We start from the raw sequence: 20,276 nt of genomic DNA, 5'->3' as shown, positions 1-20,276 counted from the left end.
GCAGCGGCGATCACGACCTGTAGCCCAGACGCGCCGCCGCCTCTTCCAGACTGTCGCCGATCAGGGCCAGATTCTCGATGGCGGCCAGGCTCCATTGCGCCGCGTCGTTGGTCGACACCTGCGGGTCCTCGTGGATTGGACGCAGCACCTCGGTCCCGCCGACCGTGTCGCCACGTGCGTTCAACAGGGCGCGCAGCTTGGCCGGATCGTTGCCCAGGAACTCGCTCCAGGCGCGCTGGGCCAGGGCCGCGTCCCGCTCCTCGTGCGCGGCGTAGGCGGTCAGGCGCGAATGGGCCTCGGTCAGCGACCGCCCCGGCGGGACCTGGCCCAGGAGGCCCGAAATCTCCTGCGGCGAGGCGTTGTAGTAGCGGCAGTACTCCAGCCACGCGCGGCGGTAGGACGGCACGTCCAGCAGGTCCAGCAGCTCGGCGTTCATCTCCGCCACGCCGAAGACGGCGTTCAGATGCGACACGGCGACATAGTCGCCCTGGCCCTGATAGCGGCCGGTGGCCAGGTCGAATGGCGCCTCCCCGGCGAACCAGCGGCGCTTCAACCCGCCGATGGTGGTCATGCCGTTGACGATCCGGTCGCGCCAGCGCCGGTCGCCCGTCCGCTCCCATTCCGTCAGCCAGGCGGCAATGAAGGCGCCCCACGACGTGCCGAAGCCGGACACCACCTGCCCCTCGGGCACGACGCGACCCGGCGCGGGCGGCAGCTTGCGCGAAATGTCGACGTTCTGAAGCGCATGGTCCGAGGTGTTCAGTTCGCGCATCAGGTCGCCGACCCGCTCGTCCGCCGTCAGGAAGTAATAGATACGGCGATAGGCGACGTTCGAGACGCGCGGCTGTTTGGACGAATCCGACCAGTGCTGCACCCCGTGGCGCGTGCCGAACCCCTTGAACCGGCCCAGGTGATAGACGTCCACCTCGCCCGTGTGGCGCGTCATGGCCTCGGCCATCTTGAACAGATCGGCCCGGCCCGTCCGCAGATAGCTGGTCCACAGCCACAGGTCGGTCGAAAGCTCGGAGTTGTCCCAGGCGTATCCGCCCACGTCGTAGCGCCACATATGACGATCCGGATCGTAGGTGTGCATCACGTCGCCATAGGACCAGAAGCCGTACCAGCGCCGCTGATCGACCTCTTGAACATAATGATCCAGCAGATGGGTCAGACGGCCTTCCAACGCGGCGCGGATCGGCGTCGACGTATCGGGCAAGGACCAATCGCCGAACACGCCCGCCACATGCAGCCGCTCCGGCTCGACCGTCAGACGCGCCGGATCCGCGACCTGTTGCGCCATTGTGGAGAAGACGTCGTGCGACGGGGTCGCGCCCAGCGCCCACAGGGTCAGCTCGGACGTGCGGGCGATGCCGTGCGCGTCGTCCCAGCCAGCCTCATAGTCCTCATAGGTGATGTCCAGACCGACCAGCTCCTCGGCCGTCGTGTCCATGCCGTTGGCGCTGCGATAGGGGCGCAGGTCCATGGCCGGCGCCTCGGGCGACCACATCCAGGCGGTCAGCTGGGCCGTGTCCGTATGGGCGTTGCGGATGTCCAGCGCGACCGGCGCCCGCTGCCAGAAGTCCTTCAGGCCCAGGGCGACCCCGCCCGAGACGCCGCCGACATAGGCCAGGCCCCGGCTGCGTTTGCCGGCATTGGAATCGATCCAGGCGTGCCCCTCGCTGGTCCGCTTGCGCAGGGTGAAACCGTCGGGCGACAGCTGGTTGAAGGCGAAATCGCCCCATTCCGGCACCCATTGCAGGCCGTCGTTCTTCAGGATGTCGGGCAGGTCGGCGAAGGCCACCGCCCGGCCCTCGATCTGGGCCTGGCGCACGGCGGCGGTCGGATTGGCGCGGGTGCGCAGGCCCGTCAGGGTGCGGACCGCCTCGCCCCACACGCCCTCGCCCTCACCGGCGATACGGATGTGGCGGTTATAGCTGGCGTCCGTCATCGGCGTGTCGGCGACGACGCCCAGGCCGCGAATGAAGTCCGTCTTCGGATCGCCATCGAAGATGAAGCTGTGAACGATCCGCACGGCGTCGGACCCGGCGTAGAAATACAGCCGCACCGACACCGGCAGCCACTCGCGCGTCCCATCGGTGTGGACGCCGTCCAGCTTGATCACCGCGCGCACGGGGCCGGACTGCTCCACCACCGCCTGACGGATGCGAACGCCGTAGCGCGAGGACTTCACCGCCCCGCCCGCCTCCAGTTCCGGCTTGTCCTGCGACAGGGCGACCAGCGACAGCTTGCCGACCACGGGCCGACCCGCGCGCGTGGCGCCGGAGACCAGGGCGTCGCCCGACTTGGGCACCCGCCATTCCAGGTCGCCGACCGTGACGACGATCTGCTGGCCCTGATCGGCGGCGCGAACCGGCTGCGTCGGCGCGGCCGGGGCGCCGGGAACCAGCGTCAGGCCGTCCATCGCCGCATCGCCCGTCACGGCGTGGGCCGACCATTTCAGCGAGCCGTCGGGCCAATAGGCGATGGGCCAGGACTGCACCGGCGTCGCACGACCCGCGCCGTCACGCACGCCGAACGACTGATTGGGACGAAGCGCGCCGCGCGGCCACGGCACGCCGAAGGTCGTTCCGTCCAGACGTGCGGGCTTCTCGCCATCCAGCCAGCGCAGCGGCGTGGCGGGCGCGGCCTGGCGCGGCGCGGCGATCGCGGCGCCCGACATGGCCTGAGCCGCCGCGAGGGCGCCCGCGCCCATCAGCAGGTGACGCCGAGAAGGTTGGAACGACATGGTCAACTCCCGCCGCCCCAGCGGCGATTAGGCTCTGAAAAACAAACGGCCGCCGCCCGCTGGGGCGACGGCCGTGATCGCCGCGACGATCAGTATTTGTAGGTCGCGCCGAGGAAGAAGCGACGGCCCGAATAGCCCCGATTGATCAGACGGATGTCGCCGGCGTAGGTCGACTCGTCCTCCTCGGTCAGGTTCTTGCCTTCCGCAAAGAGCGTCAGCCCCTTCAGACCGGGCTTCCACGAAATCTTGCCGTCCAGATAGCCGGTCGGTTCCTTGATGACCGGGTTGCCCGACTGGTCGGCCGCCGTGACCAGATACTGAGACCTGTAGTTATAGGCCAGACGCGCGTTGATCGGCCCCCGCTCGTACCACAGGGTCGCGTTGTAGCTGTCGCTGGACAGGCCGGGGTAAGACAGTTCTGAACCATCCAGTTGGCTGTAGACGCCCACGTCCGACGCTTCCTGATAGGTGTAGTTCAGATCGACCCCGAAGCCCGACAACAGCCCCGGCAGGAAGGTGAAGGCGGTCTTGGCCGTCAGCTCGACGCCCGAAATCTTGGCGCCTTCGCCGTTGATGAAGCTGTTGTAGTAGTACAGGACCCCGTCACCGAAGACGTCCCGTTGCCCCAGGCTGGTGCGCGACGGCAGGTAGAAGGTCTGGATGTCCTTGTAGAAGAAGCCCGCCGAAAGCTGGGTGTCGCGGTTCGGATAGAACTCGAACGACAGGTCGTACTGCGACGCCTCATAGGGCTTCAGATCGGGGTTGCCCGCCGAGCAGCTGTCCGGACCATCGTCCGCCGTCCCATCGTTGGCGTAGTTGATGGTGCAGGTCATGTTCGGGATCAGATAGTTGTACAGCGGCCGCGCCATCAGCTTGGCGTAACCCACGCGCATGCTCAGCTTGTTGTCGATCAACCAGGCGTTGACGTTGAAGCTGGGCAGCCACTTCGTATAGTCCCGAGTCTGCTCGACCAGGGTGTTGGACACCACGGCCGTGGTCGCGACACCGTTGACCAGGCGCGTCTCGCTGCGGGTGAATTTCCCGGCCGTCTGGGTCTGGGTGTGAACCCGTCGCAGTCCTAGATTCCCGACAAGATCCAGGCCGAAGATCGGCAGGGCCCAATCCAGGCGGACATATTGGGCGTCCGTCTGCTCCTTCACCCGGTAGGGGATTTGGTCGTAGGTTTTTCCGTCATTGCCGACGCCGGAATACAGATTGTCCAGATTGAAGTGGGTGGTGTCTAGGTTTTGGGCGATGGCGTTAAAGTTCGGATACAGCCAGTTCGCAGGCAAACCACCGCCAGCGTAATGGAAATCGGACGGCAGCGGCGTCATCGCCGAGGCGAAGACCGAGTTCGAGAAGGCCCGCGACCAAGTCTCGGTCGTGTTCCAGTAGCTGGTCTGATACGGGTTGCCATACACCGGCGCGGTCTGGTCGATCGTCGCCGCGTTATCCACCCGCGCCGTCGAGTTGATCGAATTGGCGTAGATGACGATGTTATCGATTTCTGACGCCAGATTGGCTCCAGGGCTGACGATGAAGCCGCCGTAGTCGTAACCCTGAGTTTCTGCGTTGGAGTAGCGACCGCCGAACTTGATGTTGGTCAGGAAGGTGGTGCGGGGATCAAAGTCAACGTCCAGCTTGTACTGATCTTCGCTGTTCGACGACTGCGAGGGCCGGTACTGGATTTGATACTGGCTGACGGCGGCGGCGTCGGCGGGCGAAGCGCCCGGAGCGAAGGTGAAGATCGGCGCCGAGGTGCCCGGCTCCAGGCTGACGACCAGACCCGGCGTGTTGAAGCTGACCGAAACGTTGTTCGTCTGGCTCAGCGTTTCACTCTTGGCGTTGGCGCCCAAGAAATCCACCTTGAAGCGGTCATTGTACCACTTCAGTCCATAGGTAATGTAGTCGGAGGTGGTTTCGTACTGGAAATCACGCGACGAGATGCTGAAGGACGTGTCGCCGCCTCGTCCGGAGGTGCCGAGGCAGCTGCCCACCCTGTACTGGATGACGTTGTGGTTCGCATCCACGACCACGCCCGGCACACTTTCCGCCGTGGTCGTCGTCACCCGCGGGCAGCCGGCGGCGTAGTTCAGGCGATCAAGGCTGGTGAAATCCGTGCCATAGTTGATGTCGTTCAGCTGCTGCGTCCGCTTGTTCGTCTGATAGGTGACGAAACCACGCAGATTATCGGCGAACTTGTACTCCGCCGTGAATTCACCCGAAGTGCGCTCATCTTCCCGCGTCCAGACGCGGTAGCGGGGGATGCGCGGATTATAGTCGTACCATTGGCTTTGACAGGCGGTGCGCGCCTGGGCCGTGGTCAGCGTGTTTGCGTCCGGCGTGGTTATTGTGGCGCAGGCCGCTTCGCTGCCGATGGACGCGATGTAGTCGTTCACCGCGCGGCTGTAGGACTGGTTATAGTAGTTGACCGTCTTCTCCGGCGAATTGTCGAAATCGGCCAGACGCGCCCAGGAGTGGTCGTCGTAGAAGTCGCCGCGCGTCAGGACGCTGTCATAGGTGACATTGGCCATCAGGCCCAGGCGACCGTCCAGCAACTGCGTAGCGCCAAAGAAGCTGGCGCGGGGCTTCCAGTCCGGCAAGGTGTCCAGCTTTTGACCCGACACGGTCATCGAGAAGGTGGGGTTACGGAAATCCAGGGGCTTGCGGGTCTGCACCGACACCGTGCCGCCCACCGCGCCTTCGGTCATGTCGGCGGTGAAGCCCTTGAAGACGTCGATCGACTTGACGATTTCGGCCGGCAGTTCGCGGAAGTCGTTGGAGCGGCCGCCGCCGCCATAGACGTTCAGATTGCCCGCCGTGGACAGGACGCTGACGCCGTTGATCTCGACCCGGTTCAGGTCCGGCTCGACGCCGCGAATGGAGACGGCGTTGCCTTCGCCGAAGTCACGCGACAGCTGAACCCCGGTGACGCGGCCCAGGGCCTCGCCCACGTTCTTGTCGGGAAACTGGCCGATGTCGTCGGCGACGATGGAGTCCGACACGGTGCCGGCCGAACGCTTGCGGTTCATGGCCGACTGAAGGCTGGAGCGCGTGCCGACCACCACGACTTCGTCGACGGTGGAGACCGGAGCGGTCGAAGCCTGGCTCTGAGCCGTGTCCTGCGCGGTCGCTGCGCCCGCGGCGCCCAGCATCAGGGCGGCGGCGCCGGCGGTGTACATGAAGCGGCGAGCCAAACGCCCGTTCGATTGTGTCGTCACTGAAAATCCTCCTCCGGCCTGGGGCCTTATTGTTTTGATCGACGCCTTCGCGGCCGCTCCCCGGCGGTTCATTCTCTGAAGGCGGTGTCGCGGGCCATGATCGCCCGCCGTGTCCTCTCAGGTCGTCGCCGCAGACCGGCGGCCCTGCGGACCCCGCTCCTCCCGGCGCGCCTTGCGCGCTTCCCTCCTGCAAGCGGTCCTTTTGCGGACTCGAATTCTTGTTGCGAGAACAGCTATAGCACCTGCAGCGATTTGTGCCAAATATGAATTTGTCGTCTCATATTTTGAGAAATTAGGCTTGGAGCGTAAAAAACGCCGTCAGGACAGCCTGTTGCGGCCCCACAGTTTTTCGAAGGGCCAGCCGGTCAGGCTCTCGACCACCGATTTGGCTTCAGGCGTGGAGGGTTCGGTCGCTCCCGCGCGCAAGCGGTCGATCTCGCTCATCAGAATCTTGTGGCTGGGTTGATCCAGACGGAAAGACCAGGACAGGATCGCGCCCGCCCCCATGACCAGGATCGGCCCTGCGACCAGCAGCCCAGCCACCGTCGCGACTGCGCCCGGCGTCTGAACCACGGCGACGCCCGCCGCCCCGGCCTTGGGCGAGACATAGCCCCCCGCCTCTATGATCCAGCCCGTCAGGATGATGGCGCCGGACTGCGCGACCTTGCGCACCAGCGTCATGACGCCGGCGAAAATGCCTTCGCGCCGCTGCCCCGTGACCGCTTCATCGACATCCGGCAGATAGTTGTAGACCGACCACGGCACGAAGTTCAGCGTGCCCCGACCCAGCCCCGCCAGAACAATCGGTCCCAGCAGCCAGAAGGCGGCGCCCAGGTTGAACCCGCCCGAGACCGGATTGATCAGGGCGAACAGATCCTGACCGCCGATGCTGGGCCGCACGAAATAGAAGGCCAGCAGCAGCACCAAGGCGCTGGCGAAGAAGCCCGCCGCGATCCGGTAGGCGATCACCGGACCGATGCGGATGACCAGGTGGATCGCCGCCATGACCGAGAGCAGCTGGGCGACATACATCACCGTCATCATCTGCGAGATCATCACCGTCGCGCCCCGCATCACCGTGGCCACGAAGATCGGGAAGGCGGTGTTGAAAATGTCCTGCGAGATATAGCCGCCCAGATAGATCGACAGATGCTGGCGGAAGGCGCGGATGCGCAACGTCGAGAACAGGTCGCGGAACATGTTGACCGGGATCAGGGCCGCCCGGCGCAGGTTCAGCGGCTCGGCCTTCATCGCCTTTTCGTCGTTGGTGAAGGGCCGTTCCCAGGTGAAGATCACCACCAGGATCACCACGGCGCTGAACAACAGGCCGAAGATGGCCGCCATGATCAGGAAGGTCTGGGCCGAATCCTTGCCGCCGAAGTTGTTGATGATCAGGGTCGGCAGATAGGAGGCCAGGATGGCCGAGCTTTGCGCCACCAGCATCCGCGCCCCGGCGAACTTGGCCTTCTCCTTGTAATCCTTGGTCATCTCGGCCGCGAGCGTCTCCCACGGAATGAGAAACATCGTGTACAGCAGCTCAAAGAAGATGAAGGTCGTCAGATAATAGACGAAGGTCTGGCCGCTGATGAAGATCAGGGCGAAGCTGGGCAGCAGCGGAATGGTGATCAGCAGGAAGATCTTCCTGCGCCCCACCGTTCGCCCGATCCAGGTGTGGCGCAGATTGTCCGACACATAGCCGATCAGCGGACAGGTGATGGCCTCCAGCAGGCGCGGCAGACCCAGAATCAGGCCCGCCTCAACCGGCGTCAGGTCGCAGAAGGTCGTGAAGAAGTAGAACAGCCAGCCGGTGATGACGGCCTGCGCCCCCGCCCCCAGCATGTCGCCGGAGCCCCAGCCCCAGTAGTTGTACCAGCGCGGGCTGCGGGGGGACGATTGCGTGGACGTCATCTCGACTTCTCCAGACCGCGCCGCGTCAGATGTACTGACGCAGGAATTCACCCAGGCACAGGATCGCCAGGGACTGGCCGTAGGGCATGGAGGTCAGGGGAATGTCCTTGTAGCCCTGCAGATCGTCGAAGACCGGGGTGCCGAACGACACCTGCTGCAGCTCGCCGTCGTCCGAAATGTTGGCCAGGACGCCCTTGACCGCCTTCAGCGCCATCGGGGCGTATTCGGCGCTGATGTAGCGTTTGCGGACCGCCTTCAGGATGCCGTAGGCGAAGCCGGCGGTGGCCGACGCCTCCAGATAGCTGTCGTGGTCCGGGATCAGGGTGCGCCACAGGCCGCTCTCGTCCTGATGCTGGGCCAGGGCCTTCACCTGGGCCTCCAGCGTCTCGATCAGGAAGCGACGCAGGCTGTCCTCGGGCGGCAGGTCCAGCAGTTCGATGAACTCCGGGATGGCGATCGTGACCCAGCAGTTGCCGCGCGCCCACAGGGCGTCGGCGAAGTTGTGCCGTCCCAGGAAGGTCCAGCCGTGGAACCACAGGCCAGTCTTGCGGTCGAACAGATATTTGATGTGGATGAGGAACTGCTTCTTGGCCTCCTCGACATAGTGCGGGCGGTCCAGCACCAGGCCGATCTTGGCCAGCGGCAGGACGCTCATCATCAGTGTGTCGTCCCATAGTTCCTGCGGGTTCTCGTCATTGAAGACGATGTGCTGGAAACCGTCCTCTTCGGTGCGGGGCAGGCCGTCCATCAGCCATTCCGCCCAGGTGTCGAGGTAGGGAATGAAGGTCTGGTCGCCCGTCTGTTCGTACAGATAGGCCAGGGTCAGGAAGGGCGAGACCGTGTTGATGTTCTTGGTCGGCGTCCCGGCGGCGAAACGGTCGCGGAACCAGTTGAGCATGATGTCCAGCGCGGCCGGATCGTTGGTCTGCTCATACAGTTTGTAGATGCCATAGAGGCCGATGCCGTGGGTCCATTCCCAGTCGTTCCAGCCCTTGGTGTCGATCACCCGGCCGTCTTCCAAGCGCAGCAGGAACTCGCCGGTGTCGTCCTTGATGTTCACCAGATTGTCCATCAGGCGCGCGATGGCGTCACGGACGTCGGCGTAAGGCAGGTCGTGGATCAGGTTCGGCATCGCGGATTCCCAAGGCGCCGGGGCGCCGTCATTCACATCAGGGCGGAGATGATCAGGCAGGGATTTCCACGGGCGCGACGGCGACAAGCCGTCACGCGCGCCCTTGGCCTTCCCGACAGTTTCCACCCTATTCTCGAAAACGACGCCTAGCAACGCCGTCCCATTTCTTATATGCCACTCTCATTATGTGAGCATAAATGCCCCGTCAAGAACGGGGCCGAGACTCTGTAAAGCCTTCGGGGCGGCCGTTCGGAGAGGACGGGCGTCGCGACCAACCTGTTCGAGGCCAAAGACCATGTCCGACCCCATGTACGACAAGATTTATCAGGCGACCCACCCGGACATGATGGACGGCGCGACGAACCAGCAGCTGCGCGACCGCTATCTGGTCGGCGGCCTGTTCACGCCGGACAAGGTCAGCCTGAACTATTCGCACAATGAGCGGATGGTGCTGGGCGGGGCCATGCCGGTCGCCGGCGCCCTGAGCCTGCCGACCCATTCCGAGCCGGCGTCCCTGGCGGGCAAACCCTTCCTGCACGCGCGCGAACTGGGCGTGGTCAACATCGGCGGCGCCGGTTCGATCACCGTCGACGGCGAAACCGTCGAACTGGCCTTCCGTGACGGCCTGTATGTGCCTATGGGGTCGAGCGACGTCACCTTCGCCTCGAAGGACGCGGCCGAACCGGCCCGCTTCTATCTGATCGCCATGCCGGCCCACGCCCGCTACGACCTGACCAAGATCTCGATCGAAGAGGCCGTGCCGCTGGAGATGGGGTCGCTGGAGACATCGAACGAGCGCACCATCTATCAGTACATCGTCCCGGCCAAGGTGAAGTCCTGCCAGCTGCTGCTGGGCGTGACGGTGCTGAAGCCCGGTTCGGTGTGGAACACCATGCCGCCGCACCTGCACGACCGCCGCTCGGAAGCCTATCTCTACTTCGGCCTGGGCGAGAACGACCGCGTCTTCCATTTCATGGGCGAGCCGGACAACGCGCGCCACATCGTCATGGCCGACGGCGAGGCGGTGATCAGCCCGCCCTGGTCGATCCACATGGGTTCGGGCACCTCCAACTACACCTTCATCTGGGGCATGGGCGGCGAGAACCTGGACTATACCGACATGTGCAAGCTCGACATCTGCCAGCTGCGCTGATCGGGACAGGGGAGAGACACACCATGAGCAATCCGTTTGATCTGACCGGCAAGGTGGCGCTGGTCACGGGCGGCAATGTGGGTCTGGGTCAGGGCATCGCCCTGGCCCTGGCCGAGGCGGGCGCCGACATCGTTTCGGTGGCCCTGTCCGATTCCGACGACACGGTCGCCCAGGTGAAGGCCATGGGCCGCCGCGCCCACGCCGTCGGCGCCGACCTGACCTCCATCGAGCCGGTCGAGCGCGTGCTGGCCGAGGCGCTGGAGGCGATGGGCCGGGTGGACATCCTGGTCAACAACGCCGGCCTGATCCGCCGCGCCGACGCCGTGGACTTCACCGAGGCCGACTGGGACCTGGTGATGAACATCAATCTGAAGACGGTCTTCTTCATGAGCCAGGCGGTCGCCCGCCTGTTCATCAAACAGGGCGACGGCGGCAAGATCATCAACATCGCCTCCATGCTGTCCTTCCAGGGCGGCATCCGCGTGCCCTCCTACACCGCGTCCAAGTCGGGCGTCGCCGGCCTGACCAAGCTGATGGCCAATGAATGGGCGCCGCACGGCATCACCGCCAACGCCATCGCCCCCGGCTATTTCGCCACGGCCAACACCCAGGCCCTGCGCGAGGACCCGGTGCGTTCGGCCGAGATCCTGGGCCGCATCCCCGCCGGCCGCTGGGGCCAGCCCTCGGACCTGGGCGGCGCCGCCGTCTTCCTGGCCAGCCGGGCCTCCGACTATGTCCAGGGCGCCATCCTGCCGGTCGACGGCGGCTGGCAGGCGCGCTGACGCCGGGTTAGCGTTCGCACATGACCAACATCGCCTCGGATTCTTCGGCCGCCGCCGGTACGATCCTCTGCTTCGGCGAGATGCTGCTGCGGCTGTCGCCGAACCAGAACGAACTGCTGCTGCAGTCCCCCGCCCTGACCGTGCGTCCGGCGGGAGCCGAGGCGAACGTCGCCGTCTCCCTGGCCCGGTTCGGCGTGCCGACCCGCATGGCCACCGTCCTGCCCGACAACGCCCTGGGCCGCGCCGCCCGCGATGCGGTGCGCCAGCACGGCGTGGACACCGCCCCCATCGTCTTCACGCCGGGCCGGATGGGGCTGTATTTCCTGACGCCCGGCGCGGTGCGGCGTCCGTCCGAGGTTCTCTACGACCGCGCCTGCTCGGCCTTCGTCGAACAGGTGAATAACGTCTTCGACTGGGATCGGCTGTTGGACGGCGTGGAATGGCTGCACGCCTCGGGCGTCACCCCCGCGACCAGCCCCAACGGCTCCGCCGCCGCCGTCGCCCTGATCGAGGCCGCCGTCAGCAAGGGCGTCAAGGTCAGCTATGACGGCAACTTCCGGGGCAAGCTGTGGGAGCAGTGGGACGGCGATCCGCCCGCGACCCTGGGCCGGATGCTGGCGGGCGCGACCGTCGCCTTCGCCGACGACCGCGACTTCGCCCTGGTGCTGAAGACCGCCTTCGACAATCCCGACCCGGCCGAGCGCCGTCGTCAGGCCGCCAGGGCCGCCTTCGCCGCCTTCCCTCGCCTGGAGCGCATCGCCTGCACCCACAGGGTCCAGGACAGCGTCGCCGACCAGGCCCTGTCCGCCATCCTCATGACCCGCGACGGCGATCGGATCGTCGAGACCCTGGCCCCGCCCATCCAGTTGACCGGCGTCGTCGACCGCGTCGGCGGCGGAGACGCCTTTGCGTCTGGGGTTCTGTTCGGCCTGTGGAGCGGATGGACCGACCAGCAGGCGCTGGACTTCGGCCTCGCCGCCGCCGGCCTCAAACACGCCATACCCGGCGACTTCAACCTCGCCTCCGCCGAAGACGTGCACGCCGCCATGAACAACGGCGGTTTCGACATCCGGCGATAGGCCGGACCCTGACAAGGAAAGACCCGCGATGCTGACGGCGATCCTCATGGCGGCGGCGATCTCGACCTGGCGGTTCGATCTGGCGGCCCAGCCGACCGCGCCGGACCGGATCGCGGTCCAGCCGGACCAGACCTATCAGCCGAACGCCTATGGGTTCGAGCCGGGCGGCGCGTCGGACGGCTATCTGTTTTCGGCCGCCGTGCCCGAAGGCGTCTATCGCGTCACCGTCCGCTTCGGCGGCCCGCAGGCCGGGCGCACCACCGTCAAGGCCGAGGCCCGCCGGTTGATGTTGCGCGACGTCGTCACCGCGCCCGGCGCCTATCAGACCCGCAGCTTCCTGGTCCATGTGCGCGGCCCCGCCCTGCCACTGCCGCCCGCCAATGCGCCGGGCGGAACGGCCGTGGTGCTGACGCCGCAGGAGCTGGCCTCGCGCACCTGGGACGACCGGCTGACGCTGGAGTTTCTGGATAGCCCGCAGGTGGCGTCCATCGACATCGAGCCGGTCGAGGCGCCGGTGGTCTATCTGGCGGGCGATTCCACCGTCACCGACCAGCCGTCGGAACCGGCGGCCAGCTGGGGGCAGATGCTGCCCGCCCTGCTGACGCCCGACATCGCCGTGGCCAACTACGCCCAGTCTGGCGAGACGCTGAAGTCCTTCATCAGCGAACTGCGCCTGGCCAAGATCCTGACCACGCTGAAGGCCGGCGACTGGTTGCTGATCCAGTTCGGCCACAACGATCAGAAAGCCCAGTGGCCCCAGACCTATGTCGATCCCGAGACCACCTATCCGGCCTATCTGAGGGTCTTCATCGCCGAGGCGAAGCGGCGCGGCGCCCATCCCATCCTCGTCACCTCGCCCGAGCGCCGCAACTTCCGCGACGGGCGCATCCAGGACACGCTCGGAACCTACGCCGAGGCCGCGCGTCGGGTCGCGCGCGAAGAGGACGTGCCCCTGATCGACCTGAACGACGTCTCGCGCCGCATCTATGAGGCGCTGGGCCCCGATCAGGCGCCGCGCCTGTTCAACGACGGCGGGGCGGATCGCACTCATCATGACAACGCCGGCGCCTGGCTGCTGGCCCGCGCGGTGGCCGCCCAGATCGCGGAAAAAGCGCCCGATCTGGCGGCCCACATCGCGCCGGACTTCCACACCTTCACCCCCGACGCCCCGCCGATGGCCGAGATCGACATCGCGCCGAGCCTGAGCGCCAGCCGCGAGCGGCCGCGCGGCGATTGATCGCGCCAAACCCGGTTTGACGCGCCCGCCGAGAGGGACTACCAAATAATGAAATAAAGTACCGAATAATCGGAACCGGAGGAAACATGGGCACGCTTCACGCCTTCCGCATGCAGCTCAAGCCGGGCGCCGTCGCCGAATACAAGGCGCGGCACGACGCCATCTGGCCCGAACTGGCCGAACTGCTTACCGCCAGCGGCGTCAGCGACTATTCGATCTTCCTGGACGAAGAGACCCTGTCGCTGTTCGCGGTTCTGCGCCGCGCGGACGACCACACGCTGGACGACCTGCCCAACCATCCCCTGATGCGCAAATGGTGGACCTATATGGCGCCGCTGATGGAGGTCGAGCCGGGCGACAAGCCGCGCGAATGGCCCCTGCAACTGATGTTCCATCAAGCCTGATGCGCGCGCTTCTCCTCGCGGCCGCCGTCGCCGCCGCTCCGCTGGTTCAGGCCTCGACCGCCGTCGCCCAAACGGCCCAGGCCACCGCCGACTTCACCGCCCCCGCCCAGACCTTCGGCCGGGTCTCTTACGACGCCCGCTCCCTGATGATCGACGGCAAGCGCCTGGTCATCTGGTCCAGCGAGATGCACCCCTTCCGTCTGCCCAGCCCCGAGCTGTGGCGCGATGTGCTGCAGAAGATGAAGGCCAGCGGATTCAACACCGTCGCCTTCTATTTCGACTGGGGCTACCACAGCCCCAAACAGGGGGTTTACGACTTCACCGGCATCCGCGACCTCGATCTGTTGCTGAAGATGTCCGAGGAAGAGGGCCTGTATGTCATCGTCCGGCCCGGCCCCTACGCCAACGCCGAACTGACGCGCGGCGGCTTCCCCGGCTGGCTGGTCAATCAGCGCGCGCCGTCGCGCACGGATTCGCCTGAGTATCTAGCCGCCGCCGACGAGTGGCTGACTCACGTCAACGCCATCATCGCCCGCCATCAGATCAACGGCGACGGTCGGGGCAACCAGGGCTCTGTCATCCTCTATCAGATCGAGAACGAGCTGGCGGTCACGACGCCCGCGCACCGCCGCTACATGGATCATTTGTACGCCAAGGCGCGCGCGGACGGCATCAATGTGCCGATCTTCCATAACGATCAGGGCCGCAACGGCTATTGGGCGCCCGAGAGTTCGCCCGTCGACAAGGTGGTCCACGGGCCGGTCGATCTGTACGCCTTCGACGGCTATCCGGGCGGCACCTGCACGGTCGGCGGCCAGACCACGCGCGGCGCGGCGGCCCCCGACTGGGGCTTCTATGGTCCGGGCGGCGCCAAGGGGGGCGCCTCAGCCTCGCCTTCCACGCCCGGCTTCATGGCCGAGATCGGCGGCGGCTGGTTCGACTACTGGGGCTCCAACGGCGGCTACGAATGCAACGCCCGCCAGCGCGGCGAGCGGTTCCAGCGCGTCTTCTATGGCGTGAACCTGGCCAACGGCATTTCGCTTCAGAGCATCTATGTCGGTTTCGGCGGCACCAGCTGGGGCTGGCTGGCCGCGCCGGTCGTCTTCACCAGCTACGACTATGGCGCGGCCATCTCCGAAGCGCGGGACCTGCGGCCCAAGGCCGAGGAGATGAAGCAACTGGCCGACCTGCTTGAGTCGGTCCCCGATCTGGCCGGCATGATCCCCGCCGGGCCTGTCGAGATTTCCTCGCCGAACATCCAAGTCTATCATAACCGCAGCCCGGAAACGGACGCTCGCTTCCTGCTGGTCACGCACAAGCCGTCGAACGGACAGACCAACGACGACTTCACCGTCACCGCCAACCTGCCCGACGGCCGCTATGTCGTGCCGATGACGCTGAACGGGTTCGACGCCAAATGGCTGGTCGCCGGGGTCGATCTGGCGGGACAGCGGCTGGTCTATTCGACATCCGAGGTGCAGGCGGTCCTGCCGTCGGCGCGCCAGCCGGTCGTCCTGATGTACGGCCGCAAGGACGAGCCGGGCCAGACGGTTCTGCGCTTCGCCTCGGCCCCGACGGTGACGGTGCTGGAAGGGCAGGTCCGACCGGCCTTCGATCCGCGGACCGGCGACCTGAAGCTGGACTACGTTCATCAGGGTCTGGCCCGCGTGAAGATCAGCGGCGGCGGTCGTCCCGACCTTCTGCTGCTGATCGGCGAAGAGAAGGAGGCCGCGCGCTTCTGGCGTCAGGGCGACGTGCTGGTGCGCGGTCCCGCCCTGCTGCGCCATGCCCGTATCGAACGCGGCCAACTGCTTCTGACCGGCGACACCAAGGCCGAGACGCCGCTGGAGTTGTGGTCGTCGGCGCCCGTGCGGTCGGTCCGCTGGAACGGCGCCGCCGTCGCCACGCGGGCCACGGCGTCGGGCGGGTTGGAGGCGCGCGCCGCCCTGCCCGGTCCTGCCGATTTCGCCCTGCCGGCGCTTACGAACTGGCGCGCGGCTCCCGGTTCGCCCGAGGCCAAACCGGACTTCGACGACCGCGACTGGCAGGCCATCGACAACCGCGCCTACGCCAGCAACACCCTGCGCCCCGACGGCCAGCCGAACATGCTGATGGACGCCTATGGCTTCCACGAGGGCGACGTCTGGTATCGCGGCCGGTTCGAGGGCGGGCCGAAGGCCGAGACCATCGAACTGTTCTATGGCGCGGGCGGCGCGGGGATGTTGCAGCTGTTCCTGGACGGCGAACTGGTGGGTCAGGATGAACTGCCCACCGGAATGCCGCGCCCGATCACCACGGGCCTGGCGCGCTTCACCCTGCCCGCCGCCGCGCGGACGCCGGGACCGCACGTCCTGTCGGTCATGGTGCGCAACAACGGCCATAACTGGAATCTGGACGCCAACGACTTCCACAAGGAAGCCCGCGGCCTGGTCTCGGTCTCGGTCGGCCCGCGCGCCGGCCCCGGCTTCTCGGTCCCCATCGCCTGGAAGATTCAGGGGCGTGAGGGGGGCGAGGACTTCACCGACGCCGTGCGCGGCGTCGCCAACAACGGCGGCCTGTTCGGCGAGCGGAACGGCTGGCACCTGCCTGAGTTCGACGACACGCGCTGGAGCGCCGCCACGGTCGGTCAGGCCCTGCAGCCGGGCGTGACCTGGTATCGCACCGGCTTCGACCTGAACGTGCCCCAGGGTCAGGACGCCTCCATCGGCCTGGCGTTCGGCGACATCGACACGCCGCGCTCGGACCGCGCCTACCGCGTTCTGATCTTCGTCAATGGCTGGCACATGGGCCAGTTCATCGCCAACGTCGGACCGCAGCGGGTCTTCACCCTGCCCGAGGGCATACTGAACGCACGGGGCCACAACACCCTCGCCCTGGCCGTCTCGACCGACGGGGCGCCCGGCAATGTGCTGGAAGATGTCCGCCTGATCACCCAGCGCAATGTGCGCGGCGGTGTTCAGATCACGACCGAAGGGGCGCGGCGATGACCGCGCCCCGCCTGCCGCGTCGGGCCCTGCTGGCGTTAGGCGCGGGCGCCGTCGTCGCGCCCGCCGTCGGCCGCGCACAAACCGCCTCCGCCGTCTCCGCCCCGTTCGAGGTTCGCCCCCTATGGCCCGGCGCTGCGCCGGGCGGCGAGACGGTGACGGTTCAGGAACAGGTCGTCCTGCGCAATCCGAACGGAGACCCCAACGACACGGCCTTCGTCCATGTGCGCGATCCGTGGATCATGCTGCGTCGCCCCGCACAGCCCAATGGCGCGGCGATCCTGATGATCCCCGGCGGGGGCTATCAGCGCGTCGCGGTCAGCAAGGCGGGCGGCCCCATCGACGCGCGTCTGGCCGAGATGGGCTACACCGTCTTCATCATGGACTACCGCCTGCCCGGCGACGGCTGGGCCGCCGGTCCCGCCGTCGCCCTTCAGGACGCCCAGCGCGCCATCCGCATCGTCCGCTCGCGCGCGGCCGAACTGGGCTTCGATCCCAACCGCGTCGCCGTCGCGGGCTTCTCGGCCGGCGGCCATGTGGCCGGAATGTTGGCGACACGCTTCGCTCAGGACGCCTATGCGCCCATCGACGCCATCGACCGCCTGTCGGCCCGGCCCGACTTCGCCGGACTGATGTTCCCTGTCGTCACCCTGACCCCGCCCTACGCCCACGGCCCGTCGGCCCGCGCGCTGGTGGGAAGCGACCCGACCGAGGCCGCCCGCGACGCCTGGTCCATCGAACGCCATGTCCCCGCCGACATGCCCCCGACCTTCATCGCCGCCGCTGCGGATGACCGCGTCGTTCCGGTCGAGAACAGTCTGATGCTGTGGCAGGCCCTACGCGCTCAGAACCGCCCCGGCGAACTCCACGTCTTCGAGCAAGGCGGGCATGGGTTGGCCCAGACGGATGCTTCGGGTGCGCCCGCCTGGATGGGCTTGTTCGACGCCTTCCTGAAACGGGACCGTTCGCCAAGGTCGTAGCCAGAAGTCTAAATCAAGCGACGTCGATCAGAGAATCAGCGTCACGATAAACACAAGGGGGAATGAAATGACGGCTGGGGTGTCTGAAACGGTCGAGGGAGCCACGCCGCTGGCGAAGGACTCCCGCCTGGTTATCCTGGCGTCATCCGTCGGGACGGTCATCGAGTGGTACGATTTCTATCTGTACGGCTCCTTGGCGGCCATCATCACGGCCCAGTTCTTCTCAGGGGTAAATGAGACGACGGGCTTCATCTTCGCGCTGATGGCCTTCGCCGCAGGCTTTGCCGTGAGACCGTTCGGGGCCATCGTCTTCGGTCGGCTTGGCGACCTGTGGGGACGCAAGAACACCTTCCTGGTCACGATGCTGCTGATGGGGCTGTCGACCTTCGTCGTCGGTCTGTTGCCCAGCTATGCCGCCATCGGCATCGCCGCGCCGATCATTCTGGTTCTCATGCGCCTGATCCAGGGCCTGGCTCTGGGCGGAGAGTATGGCGGCGCGGCGACCTATGTCGCCGAACACGCGCCGCCCGGCAAACGCGGCTTCTACACCTCCTTCATCCAGATCACGGCAACGGCCGGCCTGATGATCTCGCTGGTCGTCATTCTGGGCGTGCGCACCGCCGTGGGCGAGGCGGCCTTCCTGGACTGGGGCTGGCGTATTCCCTTCCTGGTCTCGATCCTGATGCTGGGCGTTTCGCTGATCATCCGCCTCAAGCTTTCGGAAAGCCCCGCCTTCAAACAGATGAAGGCCGAGGGGCGCGGATCCAAAACGCCGCTGAAGGACAGCTTCGGCCGCTGGCCGAATCTCAAGCTGGTGCTGATCGCCCTGTTCGGCCTGGCCGCCGGCCAGGCCGTGGTCTGGTACACGGGCCAGTTCTACGCCCTGTTCTTCCTGGAGCGCGTGCTCAAGGTCGACAGCGCCCAGGCCTATCTGCTGACGGCGGCGGCCCTTCTGCTGGGCACGCCCTTCTTCGTCTTCTGGGGCTGGCTGTCGGACAAGGTGGGGCGCAAGCCGATCATCCTGACCGGCTGTCTGCTGGCCGCCCTGACCTATTTCCCGCTGTTTCATGCATTGACGGGCGCTGTGAACCCGCAGTTGGCCGCCGCCTCCGCCCAGTCGCCGGTCACGGTTCACGCCGACCCTGCGGACTGTTCCCTGCAGCTGGACCTGATCGGCAAGGCGACCTTCACCCAGTCCTGCGACGTGGCCAAATCCTATCTGGCGCGCGCGGGCGTCAGCTACGACACCGTCGCCGCTCCGGCCGGGTCAGTGGCGGAGATCCGCATCGGTTCGGTCGTCGTGCCCAGCTTCCGGGGCGAGACGATGACCCCGCCCGACTTCACCGTCGCCAAGAAGGCTTGGGACGCCGGCGCGGCCAAGCAGCTGAAGGCCGCCGGTTATCCCGCCAAGGCCGATCCGGCCAAGGTCAACCTGCCGCTCACCATCGGCATACTCTTCATCTTGGTGCTGTATGTGACCATGGTCTATGGCCCCATCGCTGCGGCCCTGGTCGAGATGTTCCCGACCGAGATCCGCTACACCTCGATGTCCCTGCCCTATCACCTGGGCAACGGCTGGTTCGGCGGCTTCCTGCCGCCGGTGGCCTTCGCCATCGTGGCCGCGACAGGCAATATCTACTACGGCCTCTGGTATCCGGTGGCGATCGCGGTGCTGACGGCCGTGCTCGGCTTCGTCTTCGTCAAGGACGGCCGAAAGACGGACATCAACGCCCGCGCCGACTGACGGTCCCTGATGTCCAGGCGGCGGGCTTGCCGCCGCCTGGTTCCTGTCAGAGCCGGATCAGGTTCTGGGGCAGGCCGGGCGTTTCGACCCGCACGCGGAACAGGCCGCCCAAGGTCGGCTGGACCTCGCGCTTGTCGGCGTTGCCCAGCCAGGCGGTGGTCAGATAGAGGTCGCGCAGGTCCGCCCCCCCGAAGGCCGCCTTGGTGACGGTCTGGACGGGGGCCGTGATCTTGCCGATGCGTTCACCTTGGGGCGAAAAGCGCGCCACCCCCCAGCCGTTGAACAGGCCGACGTGCAGAACGCCGTCGGCGTCCATGCTAGGCCCGTCCGCATAGCCGTCCTCCGTCACGGCGAAGACGCGCCGGTTCGAGATCGCGCCTTCGTCGTGATCAAACGCCAGGATGGTCTTCTTCAGCGTGTCGTGGTGATAGAGGGTCCGGCCGTCGGGGCTCAGGCACGGCCCGTTGGTGACGCCGTAGCCGTCGGCGTGTCGCGCCAGCTCGCCCCGGAACCAGCGATAGAGAGCGCCCGTCTCCCGTTGCTCGCTGTCGTCCATTGATCCGAACCACAGGGCCCCGTCGGGCGCGACATAGCCGTCGTTAAGCCGGTTCTGCGGCCGGTCTTCCTCCACCGGTTGAAACCGGGAGAAGTCGCCCCGATCAGGATCGAAGCGATGCAGGCCGCCGCGAACCCCGCAAATCAGAGAACCATCTTCGGCCGGCAGGGCGAACCCGGTCTGGTCCGGCGTATCCCACGAACGCGTCCCGCCTGTCGCAGGGTCGTATCGGTGCAGCTTGCGCCCCTTGATGTCCACGAACCAGACGACGCCGCGCGCCGCATCCCAGACAGGCCCTTCGCCCAGTTCGGCCTGGACGTCCCAGACCAGTTCGACGTCGCTCATGAATT

13 protein-coding genes are annotated in these 20,276 nt (G+C 66.5%); 8 read left to right on the top strand and 5 right to left on the bottom strand.

The window, feature by feature from the left end; genetic code table 11:
* Positions 1-10 precede the first annotated feature (10 nt).
* The 4 genes from ACWPV3_RS06955 to bglB form a co-directional block, all read right to left on the bottom strand.
* On the bottom strand, positions 11-2,746 hold the full coding sequence (locus ACWPV3_RS06955) for an exo-rhamnogalacturonan lyase family protein (protein WP_453977361.1): 2,736 nt from the start codon (positions 2,744-2,746) through the stop codon (positions 11-13).
* An 89-nt stretch (positions 2,747-2,835) separates the two neighbouring features.
* On the bottom strand, positions 2,836-5,967 hold the full coding sequence (locus ACWPV3_RS06950; protein WP_453977360.1) for a TonB-dependent receptor: 3,132 nt from the start codon (positions 5,965-5,967) through the stop codon (positions 2,836-2,838).
* 318 nt (positions 5,968-6,285) lie between these two features.
* Positions 6,286-7,875, bottom strand: coding sequence for an MFS transporter (locus ACWPV3_RS06945; protein WP_453977359.1), 1,590 nt, complete (start codon positions 7,873-7,875; stop codon positions 6,286-6,288).
* Positions 7,876-7,900: 25 nt separating this feature from the next.
* Complete coding sequence (bglB, locus tag ACWPV3_RS06940; RefSeq protein WP_314434949.1) at positions 7,901-9,007, bottom strand: beta-galactosidase BglB; 1,107 nt, start codon at positions 9,005-9,007, stop codon at positions 7,901-7,903.
* A gap of 307 nt (positions 9,008-9,314) precedes the next feature.
* Between bglB and kduI the strand changes: the two genes are divergently transcribed.
* The 8 genes from kduI to ACWPV3_RS06900 all read left to right on the top strand — a co-directional run bounded on the left by kduI (position 9,315) and on the right by ACWPV3_RS06900 (position 19,370).
* Positions 9,315-10,160, top strand: coding sequence for a 5-dehydro-4-deoxy-D-glucuronate isomerase (gene kduI / locus ACWPV3_RS06935; protein ID WP_453978507.1), 846 nt, complete (start codon positions 9,315-9,317; stop codon positions 10,158-10,160).
* A 23-nt stretch (positions 10,161-10,183) separates the two neighbouring features.
* On the top strand, positions 10,184-10,942 hold the full coding sequence (gene kduD, locus ACWPV3_RS06930; RefSeq protein WP_453977358.1) for a 2-dehydro-3-deoxy-D-gluconate 5-dehydrogenase KduD: 759 nt from the start codon (positions 10,184-10,186) through the stop codon (positions 10,940-10,942).
* 20 nt (positions 10,943-10,962) lie between these two features.
* A complete protein-coding gene (locus tag ACWPV3_RS06925; protein ID WP_453977357.1) occupies positions 10,963-12,021 on the top strand; it encodes a PfkB family carbohydrate kinase in 1,059 nt (352 codons plus the stop codon).
* Positions 12,022-12,049: 28 nt separating this feature from the next.
* Positions 12,050-13,258, top strand: coding sequence for a rhamnogalacturonan acetylesterase (locus ACWPV3_RS06920; protein WP_453977356.1), 1,209 nt, complete (start codon positions 12,050-12,052; stop codon positions 13,256-13,258).
* 86 nt (positions 13,259-13,344) lie between these two features.
* Positions 13,345-13,662 carry an L-rhamnose mutarotase gene (locus ACWPV3_RS06915; protein ID WP_292086377.1) on the top strand — a complete coding sequence of 106 codons (318 nt, stop codon included), beginning with the start codon at positions 13,345-13,347 and terminating at the stop codon, positions 13,660-13,662.
* Complete coding sequence (locus tag ACWPV3_RS06910) at positions 13,662-16,649, top strand: beta-galactosidase (RefSeq protein WP_453977355.1); 2,988 nt, start codon at positions 13,662-13,664, stop codon at positions 16,647-16,649. The genes ACWPV3_RS06915 and ACWPV3_RS06910 overlap by 1 nt, the downstream gene beginning before the upstream one ends.
* Entirely contained in the window at positions 16,646-17,626 is a 981-nt protein-coding gene (locus ACWPV3_RS06905) for an alpha/beta hydrolase (protein WP_453977354.1), read from the top strand. Before ACWPV3_RS06910 ends, ACWPV3_RS06905 begins: the two co-directional genes overlap by 4 nt.
* A gap of 67 nt (positions 17,627-17,693) precedes the next feature.
* Positions 17,694-19,370: an MFS transporter gene (locus ACWPV3_RS06900; protein WP_292086373.1), complete on the top strand. Its 1,677-nt coding sequence runs from the start codon at positions 17,694-17,696 to the stop codon at positions 19,368-19,370.
* A gap of 46 nt (positions 19,371-19,416) precedes the next feature.
* Here the strand turns inward: ACWPV3_RS06900 and ACWPV3_RS06895 are convergent, their stop codons facing one another.
* On the bottom strand, positions 19,417-20,271 hold the full coding sequence (locus ACWPV3_RS06895) for an SMP-30/gluconolactonase/LRE family protein (protein WP_453977353.1): 855 nt from the start codon (positions 20,269-20,271) through the stop codon (positions 19,417-19,419).
* Positions 20,272-20,276: the final 5 nt, after the last annotated feature.

Source organism: Brevundimonas sp. Marseille-Q4549 (assembly GCF_976940555.1).
This window is presented reverse-complemented; position numbering and strand designations above follow the sequence as displayed.

Excerpts from the sequence above, each read along its gene's own strand:
- ACWPV3_RS06955 (WP_453977361.1), bottom strand. The coding sequence starts at position 2,746 with ATGTCGTTCCAACCTTCTCGGCGTCACCTGCTGATGGGCGCGGGCGCC.
- ACWPV3_RS06945 (WP_453977359.1), bottom strand. The coding sequence starts at position 7,875 with ATGACGTCCACGCAATCGTCCCCCCGCAGCCCGCGCTGGTACAACTAC.
- bglB (WP_314434949.1), bottom strand. The coding sequence starts at position 9,007 with ATGCCGAACCTGATCCACGACCTGCCTTACGCCGACGTCCGTGACGCC.
- kduI (WP_453978507.1), top strand. The coding sequence starts at position 9,315 with ATGTACGACAAGATTTATCAGGCGACCCACCCGGACATGATGGACGGC.
- kduD (WP_453977358.1), top strand. The coding sequence starts at position 10,184 with ATGAGCAATCCGTTTGATCTGACCGGCAAGGTGGCGCTGGTCACGGGC.
- ACWPV3_RS06925 (WP_453977357.1), top strand. The coding sequence starts at position 10,963 with ATGACCAACATCGCCTCGGATTCTTCGGCCGCCGCCGGTACGATCCTC.
- ACWPV3_RS06920 (WP_453977356.1), top strand. The coding sequence starts at position 12,050 with ATGCTGACGGCGATCCTCATGGCGGCGGCGATCTCGACCTGGCGGTTC.
- ACWPV3_RS06915 (WP_292086377.1), top strand. The coding sequence starts at position 13,345 with ATGGGCACGCTTCACGCCTTCCGCATGCAGCTCAAGCCGGGCGCCGTC.
- ACWPV3_RS06910 (WP_453977355.1), top strand. The coding sequence starts at position 13,662 with ATGCGCGCGCTTCTCCTCGCGGCCGCCGTCGCCGCCGCTCCGCTGGTT.
- ACWPV3_RS06905 (WP_453977354.1), top strand. The coding sequence starts at position 16,646 with ATGACCGCGCCCCGCCTGCCGCGTCGGGCCCTGCTGGCGTTAGGCGCG.
- ACWPV3_RS06900 (WP_292086373.1), top strand. The coding sequence starts at position 17,694 with ATGACGGCTGGGGTGTCTGAAACGGTCGAGGGAGCCACGCCGCTGGCG.
- ACWPV3_RS06895 (WP_453977353.1), bottom strand. The coding sequence starts at position 20,271 with ATGAGCGACGTCGAACTGGTCTGGGACGTCCAGGCCGAACTGGGCGAA.